The organism is Asanoa sp. WMMD1127, from assembly GCF_029626225.1.
Classification (GTDB): domain Bacteria; phylum Actinomycetota; class Actinomycetes; order Mycobacteriales; family Micromonosporaceae; genus Asanoa.
This window is the reverse complement of the sequence record NZ_JARUBP010000001.1, coordinates 7,323,561-7,344,685: the sequence shown is the minus strand read 5'-3', so window position 1 is coordinate 7,344,685 and position 21,125 is coordinate 7,323,561. Positions and strand designations below refer to the sequence as shown.

Annotated in this window: 16 protein-coding genes; 10 read left to right on the top strand and 6 right to left on the bottom strand. The window is 72.6% G+C overall.

Going from position 1 to position 21,125, the window contains the following annotated elements:
- Positions 1–150: 150 nt before the first annotated feature.
- Genes O7635_RS35050 through O7635_RS35040 form a run of 3 tightly spaced genes read right to left on the bottom strand, consistent with a single transcriptional unit; the run spans position 151 to position 4,944 of the window.
- Positions 151–2,592, bottom strand: coding sequence for a DUF3488 and transglutaminase-like domain-containing protein (locus O7635_RS35050; protein WP_278084781.1), 2,442 nt, complete (start codon positions 2,590–2,592; stop codon positions 151–153).
- Positions 2,589–3,896 (bottom strand): DUF58 domain-containing protein, encoded by a 1,308-nt coding sequence (locus tag O7635_RS35045; RefSeq protein ID WP_278084780.1) that lies wholly within the window; start codon positions 3,894–3,896, stop codon positions 2,589–2,591. Before O7635_RS35045 ends, O7635_RS35050 begins: the two co-directional genes overlap by 4 nt.
- A 1-nt stretch (position 3,897) precedes the next feature.
- The gene (locus tag O7635_RS35040) at positions 3,898–4,944 is read right to left on the bottom strand and encodes a MoxR family ATPase (RefSeq protein WP_278084779.1); all 1,047 of its coding nucleotides are present in this window, start codon (positions 4,942–4,944) and stop codon (positions 3,898–3,900) included.
- A 359-nt stretch (positions 4,945–5,303) separates the two neighbouring features.
- On the opposite strand from O7635_RS35040, the gene O7635_RS35035 reads away from it, so the two are divergent.
- The 5 genes from O7635_RS35035 to O7635_RS35015 all read left to right on the top strand — a co-directional run bounded on the left by O7635_RS35035 (position 5,304) and on the right by O7635_RS35015 (position 12,155).
- The gene (locus tag O7635_RS35035) at positions 5,304–6,659 is read left to right on the top strand and encodes an APC family permease (protein ID WP_278085652.1); all 1,356 of its coding nucleotides are present in this window, start codon (positions 5,304–5,306) and stop codon (positions 6,657–6,659) included.
- A 36-nt stretch (positions 6,660–6,695) separates the two neighbouring features.
- Positions 6,696–7,700 (top strand): acetamidase/formamidase family protein, encoded by a 1,005-nt coding sequence (locus O7635_RS35030; protein WP_278084778.1) that lies wholly within the window; start codon positions 6,696–6,698, stop codon positions 7,698–7,700.
- A gap of 28 nt (positions 7,701–7,728) precedes the next feature.
- Positions 7,729–8,355 carry a GPP34 family phosphoprotein gene (locus O7635_RS35025; RefSeq protein WP_278084777.1) on the top strand — a complete coding sequence of 209 codons (627 nt, stop codon included), beginning with the start codon at positions 7,729–7,731 and terminating at the stop codon, positions 8,353–8,355.
- A gap of 182 nt (positions 8,356–8,537) precedes the next feature.
- Positions 8,538–11,399, top strand: a complete 2,862-nt coding sequence (gene leuS / locus O7635_RS35020; RefSeq protein ID WP_278084776.1) for a leucine--tRNA ligase — start codon at positions 8,538–8,540, stop codon at positions 11,397–11,399.
- Positions 11,400–11,528: 129 nt separating this feature from the next.
- A complete protein-coding gene (locus O7635_RS35015) occupies positions 11,529–12,155 on the top strand; it encodes a glyoxalase (protein WP_278084775.1) in 627 nt (208 codons plus the stop codon).
- Here the strand turns inward: O7635_RS35015 and O7635_RS35010 are convergent.
- From O7635_RS35010 to O7635_RS35000, 3 genes are all read right to left on the bottom strand, one after another.
- Entirely contained in the window at positions 12,094–12,786 is a 693-nt protein-coding gene (locus tag O7635_RS35010; protein ID WP_278085651.1) for a VTT domain-containing protein, read from the bottom strand. The genes O7635_RS35015 and O7635_RS35010 overlap by 62 nt on opposite strands.
- Before the next feature lie 74 nt (positions 12,787–12,860).
- Positions 12,861–13,571 carry a glutamine amidotransferase gene (locus O7635_RS35005; protein WP_278084774.1) on the bottom strand — a complete coding sequence of 237 codons (711 nt, stop codon included), beginning with the start codon at positions 13,569–13,571 and terminating at the stop codon, positions 12,861–12,863.
- On the bottom strand, positions 13,561–14,784 hold the full coding sequence (locus O7635_RS35000; RefSeq protein ID WP_278085650.1) for a MurT ligase domain-containing protein: 1,224 nt from the start codon (positions 14,782–14,784) through the stop codon (positions 13,561–13,563). The genes O7635_RS35005 and O7635_RS35000 overlap by 11 nt, the downstream gene beginning before the upstream one ends.
- A 528-nt stretch (positions 14,785–15,312) precedes the next feature.
- Between O7635_RS35000 and O7635_RS34995 the strand changes: the two genes are divergently transcribed.
- The 5 genes from O7635_RS34995 (at position 15,313) to O7635_RS34975 (ending at position 21,125) form a co-directional block, all read left to right on the top strand.
- The gene (locus O7635_RS34995; protein WP_278084773.1) at positions 15,313–16,110 is read left to right on the top strand and encodes an NlpC/P60 family protein; all 798 of its coding nucleotides are present in this window, start codon (positions 15,313–15,315) and stop codon (positions 16,108–16,110) included.
- Between the two features lie 368 nt (positions 16,111–16,478).
- Positions 16,479–16,910, top strand: coding sequence for a division/cell wall cluster transcriptional repressor MraZ (mraZ, locus tag O7635_RS34990; RefSeq protein ID WP_089251465.1), 432 nt, complete (start codon positions 16,479–16,481; stop codon positions 16,908–16,910).
- Between the two features lie 197 nt (positions 16,911–17,107).
- A complete protein-coding gene (gene rsmH, locus O7635_RS34985) occupies positions 17,108–18,214 on the top strand; it encodes a 16S rRNA (cytosine(1402)-N(4))-methyltransferase RsmH (protein ID WP_347405323.1) in 1,107 nt (368 codons plus the stop codon).
- A complete protein-coding gene (locus tag O7635_RS34980) occupies positions 18,211–18,762 on the top strand; it encodes a hypothetical protein (protein WP_278084772.1) in 552 nt (183 codons plus the stop codon). Before rsmH ends, O7635_RS34980 begins: the two co-directional genes overlap by 4 nt.
- A 2-nt stretch (positions 18,763–18,764) precedes the next feature.
- Positions 18,765–21,125, top strand: coding sequence for a penicillin-binding transpeptidase domain-containing protein (locus O7635_RS34975; RefSeq protein ID WP_278084771.1), 2,361 nt, complete (start codon positions 18,765–18,767; stop codon positions 21,123–21,125).

Sequence of the window (21,125 nt, the reverse complement as noted above, 5' to 3'; positions counted from 1 at the left end):
GCCGGGGTGGCGCCGGCTGCCTCGACATGGCCATCGCCTGGCGGCCGAGCGACGCGGGCGATCGCCGCGCCTGCCCGGACGCGGGCGGCAGCCGGCACGCGAAACGGCCGCGCCACCCAGCAGGGTGGCGCGGCCGTGTGGACAGAACCGCTAGCGGGCCCGGTTGGTGAGCAGGCGCCGCGGGCTGAGCCGGCCCAGGCGTTCGCGGACCCGGGACATCGCCGTCAGGACGCCGGTCGAGGCGTCGACCAGCGCGCCCCGCCAGCGGCCCAGCACCGACGGCGGGAAGACCGCCGCCACCAGGCGCGTGCGCCGCGTTGCCCGGCCGGCCAGGCCACGCCGCACGTCGCGGACCGCCGCGCCGAGGCCGGGGCCGGTCAGCGGGCTGCGGGCGTAGCGGGCCCGTTCCTCCGCCCGGCCCAGGAGCCGCACGCCGTCGACCGCGCCGACCGTGTCGCCGCGTAGCTCGTGCGTGGCCAACCGTTCCGCGGTCGCCCGGGGTGTCTCGGTGCGGTCGATCGGCACCCGGAAGTCGACCAGGGTGTCCATCAGCTCGTCCCAGGCCGCGTGGGCGTGTGCCCGGCTGCGTACCGCCGCCTCGCTCGTCGGCAGCACCGTCGCGGCGCCCGGCTGCAGATCGGAGTCCGCGGCCGCCGCGGTGGAGGCCTGGCGCCGCCGGCGCAGCAGCGTCCGGCGGAACGCCGGGGTCCCGAGCAGCAGCAGCCCGAGCAGGATCCCGCCGCCCGTGTAGAACGGCCACTTCGGCAGCGTCGGCGGCGGCGCGACCGGCAGGGCCTCGTTGCCGCCCGGGTCTTCCTTGCCGCGGGCGTCGGCGGCGTCGTCGTCGGCGCCGCCCGGGCCGGCCGACGGGGTCGCCGACGGCGTCAACTGGGGCTGGTCCGGGTCGGGGGCGTAGTCCGGGCGGACCGCGCCGGGCACCCCGGTGCGCGGCGTCGCGTCGAACGGCACCCAGCCGTACTCCGGCCCGAAGTAGACCTCGGTCCAGGCGTGCAGGTTGAAGTTGGTCAACACCATCGCGTCGCCGTCGCGGGAGGTGCCGTTGGTGAACCCGAACGCCACCCGGGCCGGGATGCCGGCCGCTCGGACCATCCAGGCCATCGTGGCCGCGTACTGCTGGCAGTAGCCCTTGCGGTTGGTCAGGAAGTTGACGATGTCCTCACCGGAGGTGCCGCCCTCGGTCTGCAGGTCGTAACGGAAGTTGTTGGCCGCCGAGAAGAACCGGTAGATGGCCATCACCTTGTCGTACGTCGTGTCCTCGCCGGTGATCAGCGAGTTGACCTGCGTCTGCACCTGCCGGACCGGCGGGACCTGGGTGAAGCGCTTGACCTCGAGGCTGTTGGGGTCGGGCTCGCCCGCCGTGCGCAGCGCCTCCTCGGTGTAGTTGCCGCGCACGAAGTCGAACCGGTAGTCCTTGTCGCGCGCGGTCTGCCGGTTGGAGAAGACGACCTGCTGGTTGGTGTCGTAGAGCCACTGGTTGTCGAGGCCCTCGGTGGCGATCGGCTGGCCGTAGAGCGGCACGAACTGCATCTGGTAGTCGGTGGACATCTCCACCTCGGCCGAATACTGCTGGTAGCTCACCCCGGCCCGCGGCGCCTCCCGCGGGTCCTCGAGCTGGCGCAGGCTGCGGCCCTGCGGCGTCCGGCTCCGGAAGCCTTCCGACGTGAGGTCGTCGGCCACCGCGAACCGCAGGTAGAACGGGTCCGGGTCGGTGGTCGTCACGCGCGCGAAGGTGACGAGCTCGGTCTGCCGGAGCTGGCCCTGCAGCGCGGCGAACAGGTTGATCCGGCCCGGCCGGCCGGAGCCGTCGCCGAGCCCGACCCCGTCGCCCGCGCCGCTGTTGAAGCGGGCCAGCAGACCGGAGGTCATCCCGGGTACGGCGACCGGCAGCGCGACCGCGGCCAGCACACCGACGATCGCCAGGCGGCGCCCGGCCGCGGCCAGCGGCGAGGGCTCCCAGACGTCGACGTCGCGCCCGTCGCCGGTGAACCGCCGGCCGAACCGGCGCACCCCGTCGACCTTGTCGGCGACCAGCAGCCAGAGGAAGCCCATCGCGCCGACCACGAACGGCAGGAACGAGACGCTGTCGGAGTAGACCGCCACCGGCACCGAGTAGATGGCCAGCATCGGCAGCCCGGCCAGCGCCGGCCGGCGCAGGCCGACCACCGCCAGGTCGACCATCACGGCCACCGAGCCGATGCCGAGCGCGGTGACGAAAAGCAGGGGGTCGCTGTCGGGCACCCGGACCGCGAACGTGCGCATGTCGTCGGCGCTCTGGGTGAGCAGCGCGCCGAAGTGCTCGAGCGTGCCGGTCCACGGCACGATGCCGGCGATCTCCTCGCCGCTGGGGAACAGCCAGGTCAGGGCCAGCAGCAGGGTGACCACCATGGCCAGGAACTGGGCCCAGACGGGCGCCCGCGCGGTGCGGGCCAGCGTCGCGCCGCCGGCGATCAGGGCGATCACGATGGTGCACTGGATCAGCCAGGTCCACTGCTCGAAGATCGTGCTCAGGGGCGCCGAGGCCATCAGCGTGGCGATCGCCGCCACGAGCCCCATGTGCCGCCGACTCCTCATCGTGCCACTCCCAACGTGCCGGCGACCGTCTCGGCCATGGTGGCCCGGTAGGCGAAGCCCTGCGATCCGCGCGCCGCCTGCGGCCACAGCGCCGGCAGCTTGTCGCCGTGGGCCGCGCCGACGACCCGCCAGCCGCTGCTGAGCAGGCCCAGCGCGGCGGCCTCGCGGGCGGCGTCGGCCTGCGCCCGGGCCTCGGGGGCCAGGTTGAGCCAGGTCGACGTGTCGATCAGCACCGCGATGCAGGTCGCGTTGTTGCCCCGCAGCGCGGCCAGCAGCTCGGTCTCGCCGGGCTCCAGCCCGCCGAGCACGGCGATCACCAGACCGCCGTCGGCCCGCCGGCGCACCCGCTCGACCAGCAGCCCCACGTCGCCGCGCGGGGTCAGCTTGACGTCGGCCAGGTGGTCGAGGAGCGTGCCCTCGCCGCCGGCCTCGCCCGCGTCGACGTCGACGCCGGCGTCGGTGACCAGGCGCAGCTTGTAGCCCGCGGCGCGCAGGTGCACGGCGATCGAGGCGGCGGCCGAGACCGCCCACTCGAAGCTGGAGGTGGGTCCCTCGCCGCGGTGCCCGTACTGCCGCGTGTCGAGCACGACCGTGGCGCGGCTCTCCCAGGGCTGCTCCTCGCGGCGCACCATCAGCTCGCCGACGCGGGCGGTCGACTTCCAGTGGACCCGGCGCAGGTCGTCACCGCGCCGGTATTCCCGGGTGGCGGCGTCGTCCTCGCCGTGCACGGCGACCGAGCGGGCCCGGCTGTCGCCGGTGCCGGCGAACTCGCCGACGAGGCGGACCGAGGGCAGCGGCACGACCTGCGGGATCACGGTGAGCCGGTCGACCGAGGGGAACGACCGGGACAGCTCGCACAGCCCGAACGGGTCGGTCAGCCGGACCACCAGCGGGCCGACCTCGTAGCGGCCGCGCACGTCGGCGCGGACGGTGTAGGCGACGGAGCTGGCCTGGTGCGCGCCGAGGCGCTCCAGGACGACCCGGGGACGGCTGCCCAGCGCGTACGGCAGCCGGTCCTCGAGCAGCAGCGTGCCGGTCGGCAGCCGGGACAGGTTCTGCAGCCGCAGGATCACCCGCGAGCTGGCGCCGACCTGCACGCGGTGTGGCTCGAGCGACCGGCTGCAGGCCAGCTTGTAGCGGCTGCGCCCGACGTAGGCCGCGGCCAGCAGCGGCAGGATCGCCAGCAGCACGGCGACCCGGAGCAGGTCCTTCTCGCCCAGGATCAGGGCCGACAGGGCGGCCGCGCCGCCCGCGGCCAGGAACGAGCGACCGCGCGTGGTCAGCCCGCGCAGCGCTTCGCGCACGTCACATCCTCCGGTAGTCGCCGCGTCCGTCGGTGCTCTGGGGGCGCGTGTCGTATGGGTTGCGGCTGCGGTCGTGGGGGAGCGGCAGCCGGTGCACGATGTCGGCCACGATGGCGTCGGTCGTGCGGCGGGCGAGCTGGGCGTCGGCGGTCGGGATGATCCGGTGCGCGAGCACCGGCACGGCCAGCGCCTGCAGGTCGTCGGGGAGCACGTAGTCGCGGGACTCCAGCGCCGCCACGGCCCGCGCGGTGCGCAGCAGCTGGAGGGCGGCCCGGGGGGAGGCGCCGAGCCGCAGGTCGGGGGCTTCGCGGGTGGCGGTGACCAGGTCGACCGCATATTGCTTCACGGCGTCGGCCACGTGCACGTCGCGCACGGTCGCGATCAGCCGGCGTACGGTCGCCGCGTCGGAGACGGGCCGCAGGGCGTGCAGCGGGTCGTGGGCGCCGTGCGCGTCGAGCATCGCCAGCTCGGCGCCCGGGTCGGGGTAGCCCATCGCGATGCGGGCGGTGAACCGGTCGCGCTGGGCCTCGGGCAGCGGGTAGGTGCCCTCCATCTCGATCGGGTTCTGCGTCGCGATCACCATGAACGGCGTCTGCAGCTCGTAGGTGGTGCCGTCGACGGTGACCTGCCGCTCCTCCATGCACTCGAGCAGCGCCGACTGGGTCTTCGGCGACGCCCGGTTGATCTCGTCGCCGACCACCAGGTTGGCGAACACCGCGCCGGGCTTGAACTCGAAGTCGTGGTTCTCCTGGTTGTAGACGCTGACGCCGGTGACATCGCTGGGCAGCAGGTCAGGAGTGAACTGGATGCGGCGGACGGAGCAGTCGATCGACCGGGCCAGCGCCTTGGCGAGCTTGGTCTTGCCGACGCCGGGCACGTCTTCGATCAGGAGGTGACCCTCGGCCAGAAGGACGGCGAGCGCGAGCCGCACCGTGGCCGTCTTGCCCTCGATGACCTGCTCGATGTTGGCCACGATGGCGTCACTGGCGGCGCGGAACTCGGGACCGGGCAATGGCGCGCCCAGCTCGTCCCAGGTCTGTTGTGTCACGGGCCTCCTCCTCGGGATGTTGCGGCTTCATATGCAAGAGCGTCTGGGCCCGAGGTTTGGTTCACCCGGAGCGAGGGGAAATCGGCAAGCCGCCGCGACACCGCCGACCCCACCCGTCCCATCAGGCTAACCGGATTTTCAGGCAGCGCCGACCCGCCGGCGGTCGCTGTCCAGGATGGGTGGTTTCGCCGCGGTGAATTCGGGGATCGATGCCTTTCAGAAACGATCATCGACCACTATCGTGATTCGCCATGGCTACCCCTGCGGCGGACGCGCGTCCGCAACCGACCGAGGGTGCGGCATCCCTCGAGAATTTCGGTTACCGCCAGGAGCTCCGGCGGGAGCTCCGTTTCACCGACATGCTGGCCTACGGCCTCGTGTTCATGGTGCCGATCGCCCCATTCGCGATCTTCGGCTCGGTTTTCCAGGTCTCCGGCGGCATGGTCGCGCTGACCTATCTGGTCGCGCTCGTGGCCATGCTGTTCACGGCCAACTCGTACGCGCAGATGGTGAAGGCATTCCCGATGGCCGGATCCGTCTACAACTACGCGAGCCGCGGAATCGCGCCGCCGGTCGGATTCGTCGCGGGCTGGGCGATCCTGCTCGACTACATCCTCGTGCCGAGCCTTCTCTACGTCGTCGCCGCATTCTCGATGAACGCGATCGTGACGGCCATTCCGACCGCTGTCTGGCTGGTCGTCTTCGTCGTCGTCAACACGGTCGTCAACTACCTGGGCATCAAGATCACGGCGAACGTCACCCGCTGGTTCCTGATCGCCGAACTGGCCGTGCTGGCGCTGGTCGTCGTCGTCTTCCTGATCGCGCTCGGGCAGGGCAAGGGCAACGGGCTCTCCGCCGGCACCGCGCTGTTCAACGGTGACCTGTTCGGCTGGTCCCTGATCTTCGCCGCGGTCGGCGTCGCGATGCTGTCCTTCCTCGGCTTCGACGGCATCTCGATGCTGGCCGAGGAGAACCGCGAGGAGGCCCGCAAGATCGGGCGTGCGATGGGCGGCGCCCTGATCGTGGCCGGCGTGCTGTTCGTCCTCCAGACCTGGCTCGGCTCGATGCTCGTGCCCGACCCGAACGCGCTGCTCAACGGCGGCCCCGTCGCCGGCGACGAGTTCGCCCAGGCGGCCGAGGCGGCCAGCGGCCACTGGATGTACGTCTTGACCTCGCTCGCCACCGCCCTCGCCTGGGGCATCGCCAACGCCATGGTCGCGCAGGGCGCCACCTCCCGGCTGCTCTTCGCGATGGCCCGCGACCGGCAGCTGCCCTCGTTCCTGGCCCGGGTCTCGCCGAAGCACGCGGTGCCGACCAACGCGGTCTTCCTGGTCGCCGGCCTGTCGCTGGTGCTCGGCCTGACGCTGTGGTTCACCCGCGAGGCCGACGCGATCGCCGACCTCGGCCGGTTGGTCAACTTCGGCGCCCTGGTCGCGTTCATCGTGCTGCACGTGACGGTGTTCTGGTGGTACGTGGTCCGCAACGGCAGCCGCGACTGGGTCCGCCACGCGATCCTGCCGGCGCTGGGCCTGGCCATGCTGATCTACGTCGTGGTCAACCAGAAGATCTTCGCCCAGCTGATCGGCGGGATCTGGGTGCTGATCGGCGTCGTCGTCGTGGCCTTCCTCGTCGCCACCAAGCGGACGCCGGTGCTCGCCGGCATGTCCGAGGAGAAGACGGTCGACCCCGACGACAACGTCACCGCGGCCCCCTAGGATCCACACTCGAACAGCCCCACGGAAGGCGGAAGCGTGACCGACGTTCTCCGCTACCGGCCGACGGCCGCCGAACTGAGCTACACGTTCGGCGGCCGCGAGCCGGTGGCCCGCATCAAGCCCGGCGACATCCTGGACACGTACACCGAGGACTGTTTCGGCGGTGTGGTCCGCGGCGTCGGCGACCTGCCCTCGCAGGTCTGCGAGTTCCCCTACCTCAACCCGGTCACCGGGCCGTTCTTCGTGGAGGGCGCGGAGCCCGGCGACACGCTCGCCCTGCACTTCGTGTCGATCGCCCCGGCCCGCGACTGGGCCGTCTCGTCCACCTTCCCGCACTTCGGCGCGCTCACCGCAACGCACACCACGGCGATGCTGCACGACCCGTTGGAGGAGCGGGTCTGGGTGTACGAAGTGGACAAGGTCAACAAGCTCGTCCGCTACACCGCCCGCAACAGCGACTTCACCGTCGACCTGCCGCTGGACCCGATGCACGGCACGGTGGGCCTGGCGCCGGGCGCGTTCGAGGCCCGGATGACGATCGTGCCCGACGTGCACGGCGGCAACATGGACACGCCCGAGCTGCGCGCCGGCACCACCGTCTACTTCGGCGTCAACGTGCCGGGCGCGCTGTTCGCCCTCGGTGACGGGCATGCCCGGCAGGGCCAGGGCGAGGTCAGCGGCGTCGCCGTCGAGTCCGCGATGGACACCGTGGTCGCGGTCGAGCTCGTCAAGGGCGTGGCCACCCCCACGCCGCGGCTGGAGACCGACGACCACCTGATGTCGGCGGGATCGGCCCGGCCGCTCGAGGACGCGTTCCGGATGAGCCAGCACGACCTCGTGACCTGGGTGGCCGACGCCGGCAAGCTGGACGTCCTCGACTCGTATCAACTGATCAGCCAGGCGGGCGAGGCACCGGTGGGCAACGTGTGCGACGCCAACTACACGATGGTCGCCAAGGTGGCCAAGCGCTACCTTCCCTCCGTCGACATGTATCAGGGCGCCCACGCCCGACTACGCGCCCTCGCCGACAGCTACCGCTGAGCGCCGCCGAGGGGGAGGGACGGACGCGGTGCGCCTGCGTGAAGAGCTGTTCCTGCTCGGCTTCGACAACGCCGGCAAGCCGGCTGTCCACCCGGACAGCCTCGACATCGGCGTGGGCGGCGCCCGGCTGGTCGAGCTCGTGCTGGCCGGCCGGGTCGCCGTCAGCGGCGGCCGGCTGGGCGCGATCGGCGTCGAGCCGACCGGCGACCACACCGACGACGGCCTGCTCGCCGCGATCAGGCTGGCCGCCCAGCCGCCACCGCTGGCCGGCGCGCTGGCCCAGCTCCGCCTCGGCGCCGGCGAGGCCGTCCGGACCGACCTGGTGGCCGAGGGCGTGGTCACCAAGGTCGCCCAGCGCCGGCTCGGCCTGGTCCCGGTGACCCGGTACCCGGCCGACGAGGCGGTGGTCCGGGCGATCACGGTGCGGCTGTGGTACGCGGCACACGGTCGCTCGCAGCCCGACGAGCCGACGGCGGCGCTGTGCGGGCTGGTGCACGCGGTGCTGCTGCACGAGCACGTGTTCACCACGATGCCGCTGGCCGGGCTCGACCAGCGGTTGCGCGAGATCCGGGCCAAGCTGTCGGACCCCGTACGCGAGATCGTCGATGCCGTGGGCACCCTGGTGGCCAGCGCGGCGTTCGCGATCTATCGGTGAGCGCGGTACACTGCCCCCATGGCCAGGGCCTTCCTGCTCCTTACCGAGCCGTGCTGACGCGCTGACGCGACGGCACGGCTACCCCTCCTGCGTGAGGGGCTTTTTTATGCCCTCATTCCGGTGAGCGCAACCCCGAAGGACGCACCCCAGGCCCTGACTACGAAAATACCGAGGTGGCGAAGATGAGCGAGGCAGCCGAGCGTCCCGACCAGGACGTTCCCCCGTTCCGATACACGGCCGCGCTGGCCGGCGACGTCGAGCGCAAATGGCAGGACTACTGGGAGGCCCGCGGCACCTTCCGCGCGCCCAACCCCGTCGGCGAGCTGGCCGATCCGGAGCACCCCCGCGCCGGCGCCCCGAAGATGTACGTGCACGACATGTTCCCGTACCCGTCCGGCGACGGGCTGCACGTCGGCCACCCGCTGGGCTACATCGGCACCGACGTGTTCACCCGCTACAAGCGGATGACCGGCTTCAACGTGCTGCACCCGATGGGCTTCGACGCGTTCGGCCTGCCCGCTGAGCAGTACGCCGTGCAGACCGGCACCCACCCGCGGATCACCACCGAGCGCAACATGGTCCGGTTCTGGGCGCAGCTGCGCCGGCTGGGCATGGGCTACGACGAGCGCCGGCGGATCGCGACCAGCGAGCCCGAGTTCTTCCGCTGGACCCAGTGGATCTTCCTGCAGATCTTCAACTCGTGGTACGACACCGCCGCCGGCAAGGCGCGCCCGATCGAGGACCTGATCGCCGAGTACGCCGCGGGCACCCGGCCGACGCCCGGTGACAAGCCGTGGGCGGAGCTGTCCGGGGTCGAGCGCCGCGCGCTGCTGGACGAGCACCGGCTGGCGTACGTCTCGGAGGCGCCGGTCAACTGGTGTCCCGGGCTGGGCACCGTGCTGGCCAACGAGGAGGTCACGCCCGACGGCCGCAGCGAGCGCGGCAACTATCCGGTGTTCAAGCGGCGGCTGAAGCAGTGGATGATGCGGATCACCGCGTACGCCGATCGCCTGGTCGACGACCTGGACGTGCTGGACTGGCCGGAGCCGGTCAAGCTGATGCAGCGCAACTGGATCGGCCGCTCCACCGGCGCGCACGTCGACTTCCCGTTCGAGACCGCGGCCGGCGCCGAGGGTGAGATCACCGTCTTCACCACGCGGCCCGACACGCTGTTCGGCGCCACCTACATGGTGGTCGCGCCGGAGCACCCGATCGTCGACACGCTGACCGCGGCGCACTGGCCCGAGGGCACCCACGACGCCTGGACCGGGGGGCACGAGACCCCGGTCGTCGCGGTGGCCGAATACCGCCGGGCGGCCGCCCGCAAGACCGAGGTCGAGCGGGCCGCCGAGGCGCGCGACAAGACCGGCGTCTTCACCGGCACCTACGCGGTCAACCCGGTCAACGGCGCCCGCGTCCCGGTGTTCATCGCCGACTACGTGCTGGCCGGCTACGGCACCGGCGCGATCATGGCGGTGCCCGGCCAGGACGAGCGCGACTGGGAGTTCGCGGAGGTCTTCGAGCTGCCGATCATCCGCACGGTGCGGCCGGCCGACGGCTTCGACGGCAAGGCGTACACCGGGGACGGTCCGGCGATCAACTCCGCCGCGCCCGACCGCGGCCTGGTGCTGGACGGCCTGGGCGTCACCGAGGCCAAGGCGACGATGATCGCCTGGCTGGAGGCGCACGGCGCGGGCCAGGGCGCCACCACCTACCGGCTGCGGGACTGGCTGTTCAGCCGGCAGCGCTACTGGGGCGAGCCGTTCCCGATCGTCTACGACGAGACCGGGATGCCGGTCGCCCTGCCCGACTCGATGCTGCCCGTCTCGCTGCCCGAGGTCGACGACTTCGCGCCGCGCACCTTCGACCCCGACGACGCCGACAGCAACCCGGAGACCCCGCTGTCCCGGGCCCGCGAGTGGGTCGACGTCGAGCTGGACCTGGGCGACGGCCCCAAGCGCTACGTCCGCGACACCAACACGATGCCCAACTGGGCCGGCTCGTGCTGGTACTCGCTGCGCTATCTGGACCCGCACAACGACAAGCAGGCCGTCGACCCGGAGAACGAGGCCTACTGGATGGGCCCGCGGCACGACGGCGACCCGGGCGGCGTCGACCTGTACGTCGGCGGCGTCGAGCACGCCGTCCTGCACCTGCTGTACGCGCGCTTCTGGCACAAGGTCCTGTTCGACCTGGGCCACGTCTCGTCGTTCGAGCCCTACCGCCGCCTGTTCAACCAGGGCTACATCCAGGCGTACGCGTTCCGCGACGAGCGCGGCATGGTGGTGCCCGCCGAGGAGGTGGAGGAGCGCGACGGCCGCTGGTTCTGGGAGGGCGACGAGGTCCGGCGCGAGTACGGCAAGATGGGCAAGTCGCTGAAGAACGTGGTGACGCCCGACGAGATGTGCGAGGCCTACGGGGCCGACACGTTCCGGGTCTACGAGATGGCGATGGGTCCGCTTGACGTGTCCCGTCCGTGGGAGACCCGCGCCGTGATCGGCGCACAGCGGTTCCTGCAGCGGGTCTGGCGCCTGGTGGTCGACGAGGAGACCGGCGTGACCCGGGTCAGCGAGGCGCCGGCCGACGAGGCCACGCGGCGGGTGCTGCACCGCATCATCGACGGGGTCCGCGGCGACCTGGACGAGCTGCGCTTCAACACCGGCGTGGCCAAGCTGATCGAGCTGACCAACGCCCTGACGGCGCTGGGCGGGCCGCCCCCGCGCGAGGCCGTGGAGCCACTGGTGCTGATGACGGCGCCGTTCGCCCCGCACGTGGCCGAGGAGCTGTGGCAGCGGCTGGGACACACCTCGTCGCTGGCCTATGTGGACTTCCCGGTCGCGGACCCGTCGCTGCTGGTGGCGGAGGAGGTCACGTATCCGGTCCAGGTCAACGGCAAGGTCCGTGGGCGGGTGTCCGTGGCGGCCGACGCCGGCGAGGACTCCGTTCGCGAGGCGGCGCTGTCCTCGGTGGCCGAGGCGCTGAACGGCAAGGCGCCCAAGAAGGTCATCGTCGTCAAGGGGCGGATGGTCAGCGTCGTCGTCTGACCGGTTCCGATGTCCCGGACCCACCCACCGACCGCGATCACGGTCCCGGTCGGTGGGTCAGGGTGCCCGGCCGCATCCGGTCAGGTTTCGAGAAGCGTTGGTGGGCTGGGGTGACCTAGCGTTTCTCGCATGACTTCCATCGAGTTCATCACCATCGAGGTGGCCGACACCGCGGCCGCCGATCGGTTCTACGACGCGGCCTTCGGGCTTGGCAGCCGGGTGCGGACGCGGGTCTCGGACGCGGCAACCAGCGGGTTTCGGGGGTTCACCATGTCCCTGATCGTTTCGCAGCCCGCGACCGTGGACGGGTTCGTCGACAGTGCTGTCGCGACCGGCGCCAAGGTGGTCAAGGCGGCCGAGAAGTCGCTCTGGGGTTATGGGGCGGTCGTGCAGGCGCCGGACGGCACGATCTGGACGATCGCGTCCTCGTCGAAGAAGAACAGCGGGCCGGCCACCCGCGAGGTGGAGGCGGTCGTGCTTCAGCTCGGGTGCGAGGACGTGGGCGCCAGCAAGCGGTTCTATGCCGAGCGCGGGCTGACCGTTTCCAAGAGCTTCGGTGGGCGGTACGTCGAGTTCGACAGTGGGCCGGTGAAGCTGACGCTCAACAAGCGCAAGGCGCTCGCGAAGAACGCGGGTGTCGCGGCCGAGGGCAGTGGGGCGCATCGGATCGTGATCGGCGGGGACGCCGGGGCGTTCAGCGATCCGGACGGGTTCGCGTGGGAGGCCGCGCGGAGCGGCGCCAGCGCCACAGGATGATGGCGGTGGCGAAGAGGCCGAAGGTGGCCGGGGCCACGGCGAACCAGTTGATCGAGCCCGGGGAGACCACCGCCGAGCCGATGGCGGCGTAGCCGAAAGCGGACGGGGCCGAGGCGATGACGCTGCCGGCCAGGTAGGGGAGCAGGCGGGCGCCGGTGGTGCCGTAGCCGTAGCTGACCAGGCCGAAGCCGCCGATAGGCAGGAGGCGGACGGTGATCACGCCGAACAGGGACTGGCGGGAGAACCAGCCGTCGAGGCGGGCGAGGCGGCCGCGGACGCGTTCGGCGACGAAGTCGCGGCCCAGCCAGCGGCCCACCCCGAAGCCCAGCAGGGCCGCCAGGAGCGCGGCCGCCAGCGTGTAGCCGGCGCCGCCCAGCGGGCCGAACAGGGCGCCCCAGGCGACGGTGATCAGGGTGCGGGGCACCAGCACGATCAGCAGCGCCGCGCCGACCCCGACGGCGGCGAGCGGAGCGAACGGGCCGAGCCGGTCGACGGCATCGGGGATGGCCTGCAGGTCCGGCGGGGCGAGCAGCAGCAGCAGGCCGAAGCTGCCGAGCAGCGCGACCAGGAGCGCGAACCGGAGCACCGGGTGGCGGTGCCAGCGGCGGCGCAGGCCCGCGGGCAGCGCCAGGCGCGACCGGCCCGCCGGGAGGGCGGGCCGGGCCGGCGGCGCGGCGAGCGCCCGCCGCGGCTCCGGCTCGGTGGTCACGGCGCGACGGCGGCCTGGCGCTCGTGGCGCAGGCGGTCGGCCCAGGCGTCGTCGAGCGGCGGCAGGTAGGCCGCGCCGGTCGCCCAGCGCAGCAGCAGATCGGCCATGGCCGGGTTGCGCGACAGGGCCGGCCCGTGGGAGTAGGTGCCGAGCAGGTTGCCCCGCCACGCCCCCTCGCTGGCGCCGTCGTTGCCGACGCCGGTGGTCACCTGGGCCAGCGGCGAGACGCCGGGGCCGAGGTGGGTGCGGCCGCCGTGGTTTTCGAAGCCCGACAGCGGCGGCAGCCCGAGCCGCGGGTCGATCACGCCGTGCAGCTCGCCGACCGCGCGGGTCGGGCCGCGGTCGGACTGCAGGTCCATCAGCGACAGCCCGGGGTACGAGGCGCCCTTGGCGAAGAACGACGTGCCGAGCAGCTGGTAGCCGGCGCAGACCGCGAACACCACCGAGCCCCGGGCGACCGCGCGGTGCAGGCCGCCGTCGGCGTTGAGGCGCTGGGCCGCCAGGGCCTGCGGGCCGTCCTCGCCGCCGCCGATCAGGTAGAGGTCGGCGGAGTCTGGCATCCGCTGGTCGGAGCGGACCTCGATGGTCTCGACGGGGATGCGGCGGGCCTGCGCGCGGTGGGCGAGGATCAGCATGTTGCCCCGGTCGCCGTACGTCGACAGCAGGTCGGGGTAGATCCAGACGATGCGCAGGGCTTCAGTTGACACGGTCCAGCTCCGCTCGGATGTCCTGGAAGGCGGTGTAGTTGGCGATCACTTCGAGCCGGCCGGGCGGCACGGCGGCGATGGCGTCGGCGAACGAGGTGACGTGCGCGAACGGCACGCCGTTGACCTGGAGGCGGACCGCCAGGTCGTACGCCCGGTCGCCGGTGATCAGCACCTGGCGCCCGTCGCGCAGCGGCGAGAAGTCGACGTCGAACAGCCACGACGTGTCGAGCCCGTCGGGGTCCCGCGCGTTGATCGAGAGCAGCGTCGGCGCGGCCTCGGCCATGTCGAACGCCTCGAGCCAGCTGGCCGGGTTCTTGGCCAGCAGCAGCCGGATCAGCCGGCCGTCGCGCTCGACCTGGGCGTAGCGGCCGGCGACCGAGGTGACCGCGCCGAGCCGCTTGACCGCGTCGGCGGGCCGCACGCCGAACTGGGCGGCGACGGCGAGCGCGGTGGCCGCGTTGCCGATGTTGACCGTGCCGGGCAGCTGGAGCCGCACCTGGTGCCAGGCGCCGGTCGGGTCGACCACGCCGTCGTCCTCGACCACCCAGTCGGGCTTGGGCCGGCGCAGCGGGCAGTTGCTGCAGCGCCAGTCGCCGTGGGCCCGCTCGATGGCGCCGCCGCACTCGGGGCACACCCAGGAGTCGTCGTGCCAGCGCTGGCCCGCGCTGAACCAGGTCACCGCCGGTGAGCCGAGCGCGGCCCAGGTGACCATGGGGTCGTCGGCGTTGGCGATGATGTGGACGCCGGGGTGCGCGGCCAGCGCCGTCCGCCACATCTGCGCCATCATCGCCACCTCCTTCGCCCGGTCGAGCTGGTCGCGGGAGAGGTTGAGCAGGGCCACCGCGCGCGGCTGGGTCTCGTCCAGGACGCGGGCCAGGTAGTGCTCGTCGACCTCGAGCACCGCGAACGGCGTGGCGCCGGCCTTGGCCAGGGCGGAGGTGTGCCCGGTCGGCATGTTGGCGCCGAACGCGTTGGTGGCGACCCGGCCGAGCCCTTCGAGGGCGGCCACGGTGAGCTTGGTGGTCGTGGTCTTGCCGTTGGTGCCCGACACCAGCGCGACCTTGCGGCCGGCGGCCAGATGGGCGAGCAGTTCCGGGTCGATCTTGAGGCCGATCCAGCCGCCGATCACCGACCCGTCGCCGCGGCCGGCGGCGCGGGACAGCGCCGCCGCGGTGCGCGACACCGAGCTGGCCACCTTTGCCCGCAGGGGCATTTTCGCGTCCGTCACGCGAGCGAGGTTACCGGACAGGACATAGCACGCGGCCGGTCGCGCGCAGACCACGGGCCGAGGAAATATAGCCCGTTTTGTCCGAGCAGCCTCGAACGAGTTGTGTGCCCATCGTCACTGATCGTTATTACGGACTGCGGATCGGACAGTAACCCACTGTCGGTGATGAATCGGACACACATTGTCGAGAAGGGCGAGACGGAGCGTGCCAACTTCAGTGGGTAATCAAGTCGTATCCCTGCGTATACGTCGCGATCGGTTACAAACTGATGGCCGGTCACGCAGCGCTGCGCGACCGGCCGCGCCGCGTCGGGACACGCCGAACCCCGCTCATCCCCGCGACGTCTCACTGACACCTCACCCACGGCGAGCCAGAGCGGGGGAGGGGGGATCCCGCGTCGCCACGCCGCCGCCAGCGGCCGGGGCGGACGCCGGGCGCCGGACAGGCACGGCAGCGGCCGTGCCCGTGCGCGCGGCGGCTCCCTTCGCAGGCGTGCCGGAGGGAACTCGTTCGTGCTCGAACTTCGTTCACGCCGGTCGGGGCGGTCCGCCGCCCGGGCCGGCAGGATCGCCGCGACCACCGCCGCCGCCTGCCTGTGCGCCGGCCAACTGATCGCGACGCCGCCGGCTTCGGCCGCCGGCGCGGCCGCTCCCCGGCCGGCGATCTCCGCAAGCAACAGCCGGCCGTCGCTTCCGTGGGGCAGCAGCGCCACGTTGCGGATCACAATCAAGAATCCGAAGACCGGGAAACCGGCCGGCGCGGGGACGGTGGTGGCACTCGAGCAGTGGTCCGCCTCCTCGCGGACCTGGAAGGCTCGGGGCACCAAGCGGTTGTACGGCAACGGCTACAACTGGTTCTCCGTCAAGCCGCTGTCCACCACCTCGTACCGCATCGTCTTCAAGGGTGGTGGCGGCTACGCCCGCTACTGGACGCCGACCATGCGCGTCACCGTCAAGCCCAGCGGCGCCAAGGTGCTCGCCGAGGCGAAGCGGCACGTCGGGCGGCCGTACCGCTACGGCGCCTCGGGGCCGTCGGCGTTCGACTGCTCCGGCTACACGATGTACGTCTACCGCAAGGCCGCCGGCAAGAAGCTGCCGCACAAGGCGAACAGCCAGCAGCGGTACGGCCGGTCGGTGTCGAAGTCGGCCGCCCGCCCGGGCGACCTGATCATCGTCCGCAGCGGCTCGTACGGCACGCACGCCGGTGTCTACGCCGGCGGCGGCTACATGTACGACGCGCCGCATCCGGGCACCCGGGTCGGCAAGCACAAGATCTGGACGCGCAGCTACGTGGTGCGCCGGATCGTCTGAGGGTCTCCTTCTCTCTCTGTGTCGGAGGGCGTCGCGGTCATGCCGCGGCGCCCTCCACTTCTCTCCCCGGCTTCCCCGCGAACCACCGATTTCGCGTAACAGGCGGTGTTAACGAGGCCATTGGGCACAGCGTTACGCGTCTCACCGAGCTTGTCGGTATTTGGACAAGGGGTGGGACGGCGCGGCCCTCCACTGCGCCCCACCCCCTTTGACGTGCGGTTTTGCGCGGGAGCGGGCCGGATGTGAAGCCGGATTCTGGTTGCGGGTGGAGGGAAGTGGAGTAGAGTGGGGATCAATGGCGGGGCCGGGAGGGTCCGCCGGCCTCGGGTGGACCGCGAATCCGCCCGCCGCGCGAGGGGGTGGGCCGAATGTTTCTCGGCACGCATACCCCCCGCCTGGACGAAAAGGGCCGGTTGATCCTGCCGGCGAAGTTCCGGGACGAGCTGGCGGGAGGTGTCGTGATCACCAAAGGGCAGGAGCGCTGTCTCTACGTCTTCCCGACGCCCGAGTTCCAGCGGATCGCGGGTCAGTTGCGCGAGCAGCCGATGACCCACAAGGCCGCACGGGCCTACAGCCGGGTCTTCTTCGCCAGCGCGCACGACGAGGTGCCCGACAAGCAAGGTCGGGTCACCATCCCGGCACACCTGCGGGAATACGCGGGTCTGTCCCGAGAGCTGGTCGTGATCGGCGCCAGCACCCGGGTGGAGATCTGGGACAAGCAGGCCTGGGACACCTACCTCGCGGAAAGCGAAGACGACTTCGCCGACATCGAAGAGGGGGTGCTGCCGGGCGGACTGTAGGGCGACGTGGCACCGGGTCCCGCGAAGACCCGGGTTCCGCCGCCGAACGCCTGCCGTACCGCTAGATCTCCACCCGTCCCGTCCCTGGCGTCCCTTCCCCGGTGCCAGGCATGGCGGCGGATGGGGATCTGGCGGCACGGCGAGCGCTGCAGCCGTCTGGCCTGGCGGAAGACGGCGGGTCAGTGGGGGGACAACCGATGCAGGAGCCACGCGGCACCCACGTGCCGGTGCTGCTCGAGCGGACGCTCGAGCTGCTCGCTCCGGCTTTGCGCCGTCCCGCCCGGCAGGGCCCGCGCGTCCACGTCGACGCCACCCTCGGTCTCGGTGGTCACGCCGAGGCGATCCTCACCGCGCATCCCGACGTCGTGCTGGTCGGGCTCGACCGTGACACCGAGGCGCTGGCGGCGTCCCGGCAGCGGCTGGCCCGGTTCGACGACCGCGTCCGCCTGGTCCACGCCGTCTACGACGAGCTGCCCGCGGTCCTCGACGACCTGGGCATCCCGGCGGTCGACGGCGTGCTGATGGACCTCGGCGTCTCCTCCCTGCAGCTCGACGTGCCGGACCGGGGCTTCTCGTACGCCCAGGACGCGCCGCTGGACATGCGGATGGACCAGACGCGGGGCGCCACGGCCGAGTCCGTCGTCAACACCTACAGCGCCGGGGACCTCACGCGGGTGCTGCGGGTCTACGGCGAGGAGCGGTTCGCGAGCCGGATCGCGGCGGCGATCGTGCGGGAACGGGCCCGGCAGCCGATCACCTCGTCGGCGCGGCTGGCCGAGCTGGTCCGGGACAGCATCCCGGCGCCCGCGCGGCGCACCGGCGGCAACCCGGCCAAGCGTACCTTCCAGGCACTGCGGATCGAGGTCAACGGGGAGCTCGAGACGCTCGAGCGGGCGGTGCCGGCGGCGCTGGACTCGCTCGCCCTGGGCGGCCGGATCGTGGTGCTGTCCTACCACTCGCTGGAGGACCGGATCACGAAGCGGGCCATGGCGGAACGGGCCCGTTCGTCCGCGCCGATCGACCTGCCGGTCGAGCTGCCCGGCACCGGGCCGACCCTGCGCCTGGTCGCCCGGGGCGAACCCGCCACCGACGACGAGGTGGCGCAGAACCCGCGGGCCGCGTCGGTGCGGCTGCGGGCGGCGGAACGGATCGACCCCGACGCGGTCGCACGCGACCGGCCGCGCCGGGTGAAGGCACTGCACCAACCCGCCGCGCGAACGGCGGGCCGGACCGGAGGCGGCGACCGCCGCCAGCCGGCCGTGGAGTCCCACGAGGACGACGAGCACGAGGGGGAGGGAACATGACAGAGCAGACGCGCACGCCGCGGTCGGGGGGCCGGACCACGGAGCGCCAGGTGGGGCGGGGCATCCGCGCACACCGGATGGACCCGCGGGGCCGGGACGCCGCGCGGCGGTTCCCGACGGAGGGCAGTGCCGCCCTGCGTCCGAAGGAGCAGCCGAAGCAGCCCGCGGCCGCGGGGCCACGGCTCAAGGTCGCTCCGCCGCCGCCGGTGACCGGGCCGCGCGTGCCGTTCGTGGCGCTGATCCTGGTGCTGGTGGTCGGTGGCGTGCTCGGCATCCTGGTGGTCAACACGAAGATCGCCGAGAACGCGTTCCGGATCGAGCGGCTGAAGGAGTCGGGCGCCGCGCTCGACCTCCAGCAGCAGGAGCTGCAGCGGGAGATCGCCCAGGCGAAGGCGCCGGGCAACCTGACCGCGCAGGCCCGCAAGCTCGGCATGGTCGGCGGGGGCGACCCGGCCTACATCCGGCTGCAGGACGGCAAGGTCATCGGGATCCCGAAGCCGGGCGCCGGCGCGCCGTCGGTGACGAGCGACCAGACCGCGGGGCGGTAGGCGTGCCGCCGCGGACGCCGGACCCCCGGCGCGACCCGCCCGCGGCGCGCCGGAACCCGCCACGGGGCGGCCGGCCCGACGACGACGGTCCCGCCCCGGCCCGCAGCGGCCGGGGCGGGATCTTCGAGGCGCAGGCCTACACGCCGCGCGGGCGGTCCGTGCGCGAGCAGGCGCGGACGCGGACGCCCCGGGCCACGCCGGAAGCGCCGGCGGAGCCGCCGACGCTGCGGGTCGTGGACGGTGGCCGGGCCGACGAGCCACGCACCACCACGCGCCCACCGGCGGCCCGGACGGCCGCGCCATCGGACCGGACCGGCGGGGCGGCGGGCCGGACCGGTGGCGCGGCGGGCCGGGCCGGTGGCGCGGCGGGCCGGACCGCCGGTGCGGCCGCCCGGACCGGGACCGCGGCCGGCGGGCGTCCGGCGAAGGCGACGGGCCGTGGCGCCGGCACCGCGGCGGGGGGCCGCACCGGGGCCGCGGGCCGTGGCACGACGGGCGCCGGGCGGGCCGGCTCGGCCGGCGGCCCGGCGAAGAAGGCGACCCGGACGACGACCGGCCGCACCGGCGGTCCGGCGAAGGGCGGGGCGACCGCGCCCCGGCCGCCCCTGCGCCGCAAGCCGCGGGCGCGACCCAAGCTGGCCGACCCCAACCGGCGCCTGCGCCTGGGCGCGTTCCTCGCGCTGGCCATGTTCGCCTGCATCGGCATCCGGCTGGTCACCCTGCAGATCATGCCGACCCCCGCGTACGCCGACGGCGGCATCGAGGACCGCCTGCGCAGCGTGACCCTGTTCGCCTCCCGGGGCGGCATCTACGACCGCTCGGGCGTGCCCCTGACGCACAGCGTCGAGGCCCGCTACATCTACGCCGACCCGGAGATGGTCAAGAACCCGGCCGAGGCCGCCACGAAGCTCTCGCCGCTGCTCGGGGTGGCCCGCTCCGACCTCGAGAAGCGGATGGCCAAGCGCAAGCTGCCCACCGGCGTCTGGTCGAACTTCTCGTGGCTGGCCCGCGGTGTGCCGATCGAGCAGGCCCAGCAGGTGATGGCGCTCAACATCGCCGGCATCGGCATCGGCCGCGACGAGCGCCGGGAGATCCCGGGCGCCGACCTGGCCGCCAACCTGATCGGCTTCACCGGCGAGGACATGACCGGCCTGGAAGGGCTGGAGATGCGCTACGACGACGTGCTGCGCGGCACCAACGGCAAGCACCGGTTCGAGGCCGGCAACGGCAACCTCGACACCCCGATCCCCGGCGGCTACAACGAGGTCGTACCGGCCAAGCCCGGCAGCTCGCTGACCCTGACCATCGACCGAGACCTGCAGTACGAGATCCAGCGGTCGCTCAGCGAGAACATCCGCGCCCGGAAGGGCACCGTCGGCGCGGCCGTGGTGCTCGACGTCAAGACCGGCGAGGTGCTGGCCCAGGCGAGCCAGCCGACCTACAACGCGGCCGACTGGGAGGGCTTCAAGGCCACCGACCGGGAGGACGCGGCGACCTCGTTCGTCGTCGACCCGGGCTCGGTGCACAAGGCGATCATCTTCGGCGCGGGCCTCGAGGAAGGGGTGATCACGCCGAAGACGGTCTGGCGGATCCCCTCGACGATCCGCAAGGCCGACGTGACCTACGCCGACACGCACCCGGCCAACAACGCGAAGATGTCGATGGCCGGCGCGCTGGCGTACTCGTCGAACGTCACGACCATCAAGATCGCGGACCAGCTCGGTGCGCAGAAGGTCTACGACTACCAGCTCAAGTTCGGCCTCGGTAAGCCGACGGGAGAGGGGATGCCGGGTGAGGCGAGCGGGCGCGTGCTGCCGCCGGACGAGTGGAACGGCTCCTCGCCGGGCTCGATCCCGATCGGGCACAGCGTCGACGTGACCCCGCTGCAGATGGCGGCCGTCTACGCCGCGATCGCCAACGACGGCGCCTGGATCCAGCCGCACCTGATCAAGGAGACCGTCACGGGGGACGGGCGGCACGTGGCCCCGACGGCCCCGGAGACCCGGCAGGTGCTCAGCCCCAAGCACGCGGCCGAGCTCCGCACGCTGATGGAGGCGGTGACCACGATCCCGGACGCGACCGGTGTGTCCGGCCGGATCAAGGGTTACCGGGTGGCCGGCAAGACGGGCACCGGCAAGCGCGTGGTCGACGGACAGTACGCGCCTGGCGACGTGGCGTCGTTCATCGGCATGGCGCCGGCCGAGGCGCCCCGCTACGTGGTCGCGGTGTTCGCCTACACCCCGGGCGGGGGTGGCGGCGACGTCGCGGGGCCGGCGTTCCGCGAGATGATGCAGTACACGCTGCAGCACTACCGCGTGCCGCCGAGCACCAAGGCCGCGCCGAAGTACACGGCCTTTCCGTAG